Below are 8,067 nucleotides of genomic sequence, written 5' to 3'. Positions count from 1 at the left end.
CCATGGGCCGGTCCTACGGAGCTGGCGATAACGCGAGCATGGAGAGTTTCTTCAGCCTGCTTCAGAAGAACGTGCTCAACACGAGATGCTGGAACACTCGCGCTGACCTCCGCCTCCCGATCGTTTCCTGGATCGAAACGAAGTACAACCGAAGACGCCGGCAACGCGGCCTCGGCAAACTCACTCCCGTAGAGTTTGAGACGATCTACACGGACGCGAAAGCGGCCTGATCACCCCAAACCCCAACTGTCAACCAAACCCGGGACAGACCCCCGCGGCCCGTCTGTAAGCGGCTTTTTGTAGTGTTGTTCATCAGGGAAGAGGGCTCCTGTAGTCTTGCAAACCTAGTAAGCGAGCGTTGCTGTCAACCCAGAAACTGCTGCACTCTGTTTGGCTATTGGAATCACTCAGTATCTTGAAGTTATTTTTAGAGAAATATGACAGTTTAGCGGCCTATAGCCAATCAATATAGAAATTTATCACATTAATAATGTACTGATTATCTCTGACCGCTCTGACCGCTCTGGCGGCATGGAGGTCATTCCGATGTTTCTATAGGCGCTATGGTGCGGTATCTGACAGCCTGAAAATTATAAGAAGAATTGATCCGTCTGACTTATAGCAGCGACGCCACTCCGAATACCGCGGCCGCGAAACCGAAGCCCAGCACGCCGATAGCGGTTTCCATCACGGTCCAGGTCCGCAAGGTGGTCTTCACATCCATGCCCATGAACCGCCCCACCAGCCAGAAGCCGGAGTCGTTGACATGGCTGGCGACAACGGAGCCTGCAGCCACCGCGATCACCAGCGCCGCCAGCTGCACGGGGTTGTAGGCAGATTCCGCCACCGCGGGGGAGATCAGCCCGGCAGCCGTGGTGAGCGCCACGGTCGCTGAGCCCTGGGCCACGCGCAGAATCGCCGAGATCAGGAAACCTGCAAGGATGAGATGGATTCCCAGGCCGCCGAGTGCGTCCTCCAACGCTCCGCCGATGCCGCTGGTGCGCAGCACCCCGCCGAACATCCCGCCCGCTCCGGTAATCAGAATCACCGAGCAGACCGGGCCCAAAGAGGATTCCAGAGCCTTCTCCAGAACGCTCCGCTCCGTGCCGCGACGCCTGCCGAGCACCCAGAGCGCGACAAGAAGCGAGATCAGCAGCGCCACCGGAGTCTCTCCGATAGCGCGCAGGCCCTGATACCACCACTCCTGAGTGCTGGCTTCACCGATCACTCCGGCAGCCACCAAAGTACTCAACCCGGTGTTCAAGAAGATCAGCAGCAGCGGCAGGATCAGCACGCCCAGTACGGTGCCGAAGGCTGGGGGATGAGCCTCCGCACCCGGATCCGCTTCGCCGAGCAGCGCCGGAACAGGCAGCACGAACCGCCGGCCCGCCCAGATCCCGTAAAGGTAGCTGCTCAAGTACCACGTGGGCACCGCGACGGCCAGGGCGATGATCACCACGATGCCGATATTGGCATCGAAGAAACCGGACGCGGTCACCGGGCCCGGATGCGGTGGAACGAAGATATGCATCACTGAGAAGGCGCCGGCCGCAGGAAGTCCGTAGCGCAGCACGCCGCCGCCGAGCCGCCGGGCGACCGAGAAGACCACCGGGAGCATCACCATGAGCCCGGCATCGAAGAAGATCGGGAATCCGAGGATCAGCGATGCCACGCCCAGGGCGAAAGGTGCGCGCCGTTCGCCGAAGAGCCGGATCAGCCGGTCTGCCAGCACCATCGCGCCGCCGCTGATCTCCACGATCCGGCCGAGCATCGCGCCCAGGCCCACCAGCAGTGCCACCGAGGCGAGGGTTCTGCCGAAGCCGTCGTAGAGCACCGGCACCACAGAGCCCAGCGGTATCCCAGAGACCACGGCGGTGAGCAGACTGACGATGATCAGCGCGATGAAGGCGTGCACCCGCCAGCGGATGATGAGCAGCAGCAGAAGAGCCACCGCACCGGCAGCGATGAGGAGCAGCGGGCCCGCGCCCAGGGTGGGTGTCCAACCGTCGATCGTCACCTGTCGATGCTACTGCCGGGCCGGGTGCAGTGAAAAAGGCTCAGCAGAAGCTTCACTGGAACAGCCTCACTGAAACAGTGCGGTGACCTTGACCAGGGTCTGCAGAACGCCGTAGAGCAGTGGCACCCCGACGACGATCCAGGCCAGTGCTGCGCGCCAGGAGAAACCTGAGGGGGTACCGGTACCATTGTCCGGGCGGGCTTCCGCGGCATTCATCGTGCTTCTCCCTTCGAGGTCGCCCCGGCTTCCGCCCGGGACTTCGGCTCGTGGTATTTCGCGGACACCGGGCGAACCAGCAGATTGGCCACCAGGCCCAGAACCAGCAGTGCCACCATGGTAAACAGCGCGGGCTGGTAATCACCGGCCATCAAGGTCCCCGGGGCACCCCGGGAATCGAGGATGCCGTTGACGATCAGCGGGCCCGCGATTCCGGCGGCAGACCAGGCAGTGAGCAGCCTGCCGTGGATCGCCCCCACCTGGTAGGTGCCGAAGAGATCCCGCAGATAGGCGGGAATCGTGGCGAAGCCACCGCCGTAGAAGCTCAGGATCACCAGTGCCAGAGCCACGAAGACCAAGGTCGTGGAGCTGCCCACCGTGGCCAGCAACAGGTAGAGGACGGCGCCCAGGCCCAGGTACAGCACATAGATGCCCTTGCGGCCCACCACGTCGGAGGTGGAGGACCAGATGAAGCGTCCCAGCATATTGCCCAGCGAGAGCAGGCCGACGAATCCGCCCGCCACCGCGGCGGAGACCGTCGAATCCCCGGAGGCATTGCGGAAGAAGTCCTGGATCATCGGCGAGGCCTGCTCGAGGATGCCGATACCCGCGGTGACATTGCAGAACAGCACGATCCACAGCAACCAGAACTGTGGAGTGCGGATGGCGTTCTTCGCCGAAACATTGGCCATGCCCTTACCTGGGGCATCATCGGAGGATTGCGCTGGCGGGTTGTAGCCCGCAGGCCGCCAGCCCTCAGCGGGAACCCGGATCATCAGGGCGCCCAGCAACATGTAGAAAGCGTAGATCACCGCCAGGGTGATGAAGAGCAGCCCCACCGCGGTGCCGCTGGGCACCCAGCCCGCTGCTCCTGAATCCGTCGGATCAAAGGCTTGTAGCAGAGTACTGGAGAGCGGGCTCGCCACGAGTGCGCCACCGCCGAACCCCATGATCGCCATGCCGGTGGCCATCCCGGGCCGGTCCGGGAACCATTTCATAAGCGTCGAAACGGGTGAGATATAGCCGATGCCCAGACCGATGCCGCCGATCACCCCGTAGCCGAGGTACACCAGCCAGAGCTGGCTGGTGAAGATGCCCAAAGCGCCGACCAGGAATCCTGCCGTCCAGCACAGTGCGGAGACCGCCATCGCCTTCCGGGGGCCGGCGCGTTCCACCCAGGTGCCGAAAACAGCTGCGGAGACGCCCAGCATCACAATGGCGATGGAGAAGATCACGCCGATCTCGGTCTGGCCGACATTGAAGTGCTGAACCAGTGCGGTCTTGTAGACGCTTGTGGCGTAGACCTGGCCGATGCACAGGTGCACTGCGAGTGCCGCGGGCGGGATCAGCCAGCGGTTGAATCCCGGTGGTGCCACAGTGCGCGCACGGTCTAGCCAGGGGATCTGGGGCCAAGGGGCGGATGCGGAACTGGCGGGCTGGCCGGCAGTGGTGCCGACGGCATTCGAATTCACTAAGCGGCTCCTTTGGCACGGCTGTGCTATGAGTGTTTCACAGTCGTGGTGAAACTCCGCGCCTCAGGCGCCTCGAAGTTGTGGTGTTGCGTATGAGCCAGCGGAACAACTGATTCTTCTTGAGCGTTGTGCTTGGTAGGATAGATCAATCACTCACCCTAAATTTGGAGGACGAAATCATGGCATTCGGTGGAAACCCGGTGTTTGCTAATAACAAGAGCTTCAGCGACAAGCCGCCGGTGGCCATGACGCCTCAGGGCTATGCGCAGCAGGGTACCCAGCCGCCCCTGTACTCACAGGAGCAGCTGGAGCAGATGTACCAGCAGCCGTCGGCCTCCAACGGGCAGATGCGGCGGATGACGTACGACGATGTGCTCATGAAGACCCTGGCCTGCCTTGGCTTGGTACTCCTCGGCGGCCTTGTCGGCTGGATGTTCCCGGTGGTGACCCTGCCCGCGGCGATCGCAGGCCTGGTGCTCGGCCTGGTCAACGCTTTCCGCAAAGAGCCCTCGAAGCCGCTGATCCTCGCGTATGCGGCGGTTCAGGGCCTCTTCGTCGGCGGACTCACCATGATCCTGGAATCCAGGTTCCCCGGCATTGCCGTTCAGGCAGTGCTCGGAACCGCGGTGGTCTTCGGGCTGACCCTGGCGCTTTTCAAATTCGGGAATTTCCGAGCCACGCCGAAGATGGTCAAGTTCTTCACGATCGCCCTGGGCGCTTACCTGATCTTCTCACTGCTGAACTTCGGCTTGGTCATGTTCGGTGCCATCGAGTCGCCGTGGGGTATGCGCGGTATCGAAATCGCCGGTATTCCCTTGGGCGTGATCATCGGCATCGTCGCGATCGGCCTGGCCGCGTTCTCGCTCATCATGGACTTCACCTCGATCGAGCAGGGCGTGCAGAACGGCCTGCCGGAGAAGTACTCCTGGTCCGCGGCCTTCGGCCTCACCGTGACCGTGGTGTGGCTCTACGTCGAGATCCTGCGTCTGCTCGCGATCCTTCGCGGGGACAACTAGACGCAGGCGGATTCTTCCAATCCGCTTTCTTCTCAACGAAAGCCGGAGGCGATGCATCGCCTCCGGCTTTCGTTTTTAACTGACCTTTAGCTGATTCCGCTGAGCCCGTTCAGCTCACCCGATGTGCCCCCGGCCCCGGCAGTACCGGGAAGAGGTCCGGCCGGGCGAATCCGGCTCCCGCGAAGGCCCGCAGGATCGCGCTGCCGATGCCGTCCATTCGATCCCAGGACGTCAGAGCGATCGCCGAACCACCGAATCCGCCGCCGGTCATCCGAGAGCCCAGAGCCCCGGCCTTGAGCGCCGTTGCTACCGCGAGGTCGAGCTCCGGGCAGGAGATCTCGAAATCATCGCGCATAGAGCGGTGGCTCTCGTTCAGCAGCGAGCCGATCTCGGTGGGCCCTGCTGCACGGAGCAGGGAGACAGTCTGCAAGACGCGTTCGTTCTCGGTGACGACATGACGTACCCGGCAGAAGGTCTCGGCGTCCAGGAGCTCAGCGGCCCGGACAAGATCCTCCGGCCCCAGATCCCGCAGCGCCGGTACGCCGAGGGCCCGCGCTCCGGCCTCGCAGGAGGCCCTGCGCTCCCGATAGCCGCCATCGGCATGAGAATGACTGACATTGGTGTCGATCACCAGGAAAGCCAGCCCCGCATCCGCCAGATCGAGCGGCACCGGGTCGAAAGCCCGGCTGCGGCAGTCCAGGAACACGGCATGTCCTTCCGTGGCCAGCAGCGATGCGGACTGATCCAGGATGCCCGTCGGTGCACCCACGATCTCGTTCTCCGCCCGCTGCCCGATTAGAACCAGTTCTTCACGGCTGAGTCCCGCTCCGCTGAGTTCATTGAGGGCCAGGGCGGTCGCCGATTCCAGAGCGGCCGAGGAGGACAGCCCGGCACCGCTGGGCACGGTGGAATCGAGGTACAGATCGAAGCCGTCCAGCTCTGCGCCTTGCTCGCGCAGAGCCCACGCCGCACCGAGAATATACGCCGACCAGCCGCGGGCTTCGCCAAGCCGGCTCAACTCGGTCTCCACCGGCTCGCTGAACGGGTAGGAAGAAGCGATCCGTACTCGCTGGTCGTTGCGCCGCCGAATGGCGACGGAGGCGGAGCGGTCTATCGCGAAGGGAAGGACGAAGCCTTCGTTATAGTCGGCGTGCTCACCGATGAGGTTCACCCGGCCCGGTGCCTGCCAGACTCCTTCCGGTTGGGTGCCAAAGACCCGGCTGAACAGGTGCGCAACCCCTGCATCATTGTTCATGACTGCGCTACCTTAGTCTCTAGATTCTCTAGCTGGGCGGAATCCTCGTTCCTCGCAGGACGCACTGGTTCTACGGAGCCTGGTTCTACGGAGCCTAGTTCTACAGAGCGCAGCTGAGCTGCGATCTGCTCCGGAGTGGCATCGACGATGAAGGCGCCCATGGCTGCTTCGCTTCCGGCGAGGAACTTGAGCTTATCCGCCGCCCGGCGCGGTGAGGTGACCTGGAAATGGAGCCGCCCGGACTGGCGCAGCGATGCTTTCAAAGGGACCTGATGCCACGCCGCAATATAGGGAGTGGGCGAGTCATAGAGTGCGTCCAGACGCCGTAGCAGAGCTAAGACGAGCCCGGAGAGTTCTTCGAGCTCTTCCGTGCTGACTTCGCTGAGATCGCTGATTTGCCGGTGTGGGACGATATGGGCCTCGAGCGGCCAGCGAGCGGCGAAGGGTACGAAGGCACTGAAGTGCCGCCCCTCGGCCAGCATCCGCTCTCCGCTGCTGCGCTCCTGGTTCAGGATATCCGCTAGCAGGACCCGCCCGGTCCTGCTGAAGTGGCGTTCAGCGCTTTCGGCGATAGCGGCCGCTCGGGGAGTGACATAGGGGTAGGCGTAGATCTGCCCGTGCGGGTGCTGCATAGTCACCCCGATCTGCTCGCCCCGGTTCTCGAAGGGGAATACTTGCCGGATGCCGGGCAGCCTGCCTAGCTGTTCGGTGCGCTGGGCCAGAGCGCCGAGCACCGTCATGGCTCTGCCTTGGCTCAACGAGCTGAAAGACCCCTCATGCTCGCTCGTGAAGGCGACCACCTCGCAACGGCCGTAACCTGGGGCCCGCACCCCCCAGCCGCCGGGACCACTCACCGGGGAGTCGCGCCTGCTCGGGGGCTCCGGGAGCTCGCCCAGTTCCGGGCCGAGGGAGGGGAAGCGGTTTTCAAAGACTGCGACATCGTACTCGCCGGGGATCTCAGAGGGGTGCCCGGGCTGGGTGGGGCAGAGCGGACACTGATCTGCGGGGGGCAAGTAGGTGCGGTTGCCGCGGTGCGCTGCTATCGCCACCCACTCCCCGGCCAGGGCGTCGTAGCGGACCTCACTTTCCGAAGGGCGGTCATCGAGCGGCCGCTTATCACGTTCCGGGTGCGGCCGAGGTGTTTCGTCGAAGTAGATCAGCTCCCGGCCGTCCGCCAGGTCGATGCTGGTGTGCTGCAGCTTCATCACGTGCCGACCTCCTCTACCTGCGCGGAATGAGCCGATATCGGAGCTACTGTGCGAAGCTCGGCCACGGCCTCCCGGTAAGGTTCAAGACAGGCTGCGGCTGGGCCGGGTGGGTCCGTGATGAGGGTCGATACCTGATCCAAGGCAGCGAAACTGGCCAGGGCATGCGTGCCGAATTTACTGTGATCGGCGAGTACGATGAGTCGATCGCAGGCCTCAACGAAGGCGCGGTTCGTCTGGGCTTCCGTCAGATTGGGGCTGCTCAGGCCCCGGGGGTGCACGCCATGCGCCCCGAGGAAGCACAGATCGGCGTGCAGAGCCGTGATCGCGGTGACCGCGAGCGGCCCGACCAGGGCTTGGGATACCGTGCGTTCGCCACCGGTGAGAATCACGGTATGCGGGATTCCGGGCCGGTCGAGGGCTTCGGCCGCGCGTAGGGAGTTGGTGATGATCGTGAGTCCACCGAGCCGCGCGGGGGAGTCCCCGACATTACTGACATCACTGATATCACTGATATCTCCGACATCACTGAGCAGCAGGGCGAGCTGATGCACCGTGCTGCCCGCGCCCAAAGCGATGGTCATGCCCGGCTCGATGAGCGAGAGCGCTTCTGCCGCGATGGCCCGCTTGGCTTCACGATGCATACCGGCTTTGGTGCTGAACTCGGGTTCTTCGGCTCCCGGGCTGCCGAGCCTGCTCGCCCCACCGTGGACTTTGCGCAGCAGGCGGTTCTCGGCCAGCTGCTCGATATCCCGGCGCACTGTCATCTCGCTGACGTTGAAGGCGCTGGCGAGGTCGGTAACGCGCACAGCTGGCGCAATGCGCAAAGCGTCAAGAATGAGCTTGTGCCGTTCCGCTGCCAACATGCTCCCAGCTTCGCACTGAA

Annotated in this window: 8 protein-coding genes; 2 read left to right on the top strand and 6 right to left on the bottom strand. The window is 63.5% G+C overall.

All coding sequences use genetic code 11. The annotated features are described in order from the left end of the window. Positions 1 to 230, top strand: a 230-nt coding sequence (locus C501_RS0107155; RefSeq protein ID WP_018134950.1) for an integrase core domain-containing protein, incomplete at its 5' end; no start/stop codon positions are given. A 386-nt stretch (positions 231 to 616) separates the two neighbouring features. Here the strand turns inward: C501_RS0107155 and C501_RS0107150 are convergent. From C501_RS0107150 to C501_RS0107140, 3 genes are all read right to left on the bottom strand, one after another. Further along, positions 617 to 2,017 carry a GntP family permease gene (locus C501_RS0107150; protein WP_018134949.1) on the bottom strand — a complete coding sequence of 467 codons (1,401 nt, stop codon included), beginning with the start codon at positions 2,015 to 2,017 and terminating at the stop codon, positions 617 to 619. 66 nt (positions 2,018 to 2,083) lie between these two features. Further along, entirely contained in the window at positions 2,084 to 2,233 is a 150-nt protein-coding gene (locus C501_RS14430; protein WP_018134948.1) for an MFS transporter small subunit, read from the bottom strand. Beyond that, on the bottom strand, positions 2,230 to 3,636 hold the full coding sequence (locus C501_RS0107140) for an OFA family MFS transporter (protein WP_043568516.1): 1,407 nt from the start codon (positions 3,634 to 3,636) through the stop codon (positions 2,230 to 2,232). The genes C501_RS14430 and C501_RS0107140 overlap by 4 nt, the downstream gene beginning before the upstream one ends. Before the next feature lie 248 nt (positions 3,637 to 3,884). Between C501_RS0107140 and C501_RS0107135 the strand changes: the two genes are divergently transcribed. Further along, complete coding sequence (locus C501_RS0107135) at positions 3,885 to 4,721, top strand: Bax inhibitor-1/YccA family protein (RefSeq protein WP_018134946.1); 837 nt, start codon at positions 3,885 to 3,887, stop codon at positions 4,719 to 4,721. A 109-nt stretch (positions 4,722 to 4,830) separates the two neighbouring features. On the opposite strand, the gene galK is transcribed toward C501_RS0107135, so the two are convergent. From galK to C501_RS0107120, 3 genes are read right to left on the bottom strand one after another with little or no spacing between them, the layout of a single operon-like run. Next, complete coding sequence (gene galK / locus C501_RS0107130) at positions 4,831 to 5,976, bottom strand: galactokinase (protein WP_018134945.1); 1,146 nt, start codon at positions 5,974 to 5,976, stop codon at positions 4,831 to 4,833. After that, positions 5,973 to 7,181 carry a galactose-1-phosphate uridylyltransferase gene (gene galT / locus C501_RS0107125; protein ID WP_018134944.1) on the bottom strand — a complete coding sequence of 403 codons (1,209 nt, stop codon included), beginning with the start codon at positions 7,179 to 7,181 and terminating at the stop codon, positions 5,973 to 5,975. Before galT ends, galK begins: the two co-directional genes overlap by 4 nt. After that, positions 7,181 to 8,047, bottom strand: coding sequence for a DeoR/GlpR family DNA-binding transcription regulator (locus tag C501_RS0107120; RefSeq protein WP_018134943.1), 867 nt, complete (start codon positions 8,045 to 8,047; stop codon positions 7,181 to 7,183). Before C501_RS0107120 ends, galT begins: the two co-directional genes overlap by 1 nt. Positions 8,048 to 8,067 lie beyond the last annotated feature (20 nt).

The sequence above is a fragment of the Acaricomes phytoseiuli DSM 14247 genome (genome assembly GCF_000376245.1).
Taxonomy (GTDB): domain Bacteria; phylum Actinomycetota; class Actinomycetes; order Actinomycetales; family Micrococcaceae; genus Renibacterium; species Renibacterium phytoseiuli.
Note: the sequence above shows the minus strand (reverse complement) of the source record. Positions and strands in the feature narration are given on the sequence as shown.

Bases quoted from the DNA above. Each gene is read 5' to 3' on its own strand.
- C501_RS14430 (WP_018134948.1), bottom strand. From the start codon at position 2,233: ATGAATGCCGCGGAAGCCCGCCCGGACAATGGTACCGGTACCCCCTCA.
- C501_RS0107135 (WP_018134946.1), top strand. From the start codon at position 3,885: ATGGCATTCGGTGGAAACCCGGTGTTTGCTAATAACAAGAGCTTCAGC.
- galK (WP_018134945.1), bottom strand. From the start codon at position 5,976: ATGAACAATGATGCAGGGGTTGCGCACCTGTTCAGCCGGGTCTTTGGC.
- galT (WP_018134944.1), bottom strand. From the start codon at position 7,181: ATGAAGCTGCAGCACACCAGCATCGACCTGGCGGACGGCCGGGAGCTG.
- C501_RS0107120 (WP_018134943.1), bottom strand. From the start codon at position 8,047: ATGTTGGCAGCGGAACGGCACAAGCTCATTCTTGACGCTTTGCGCATT.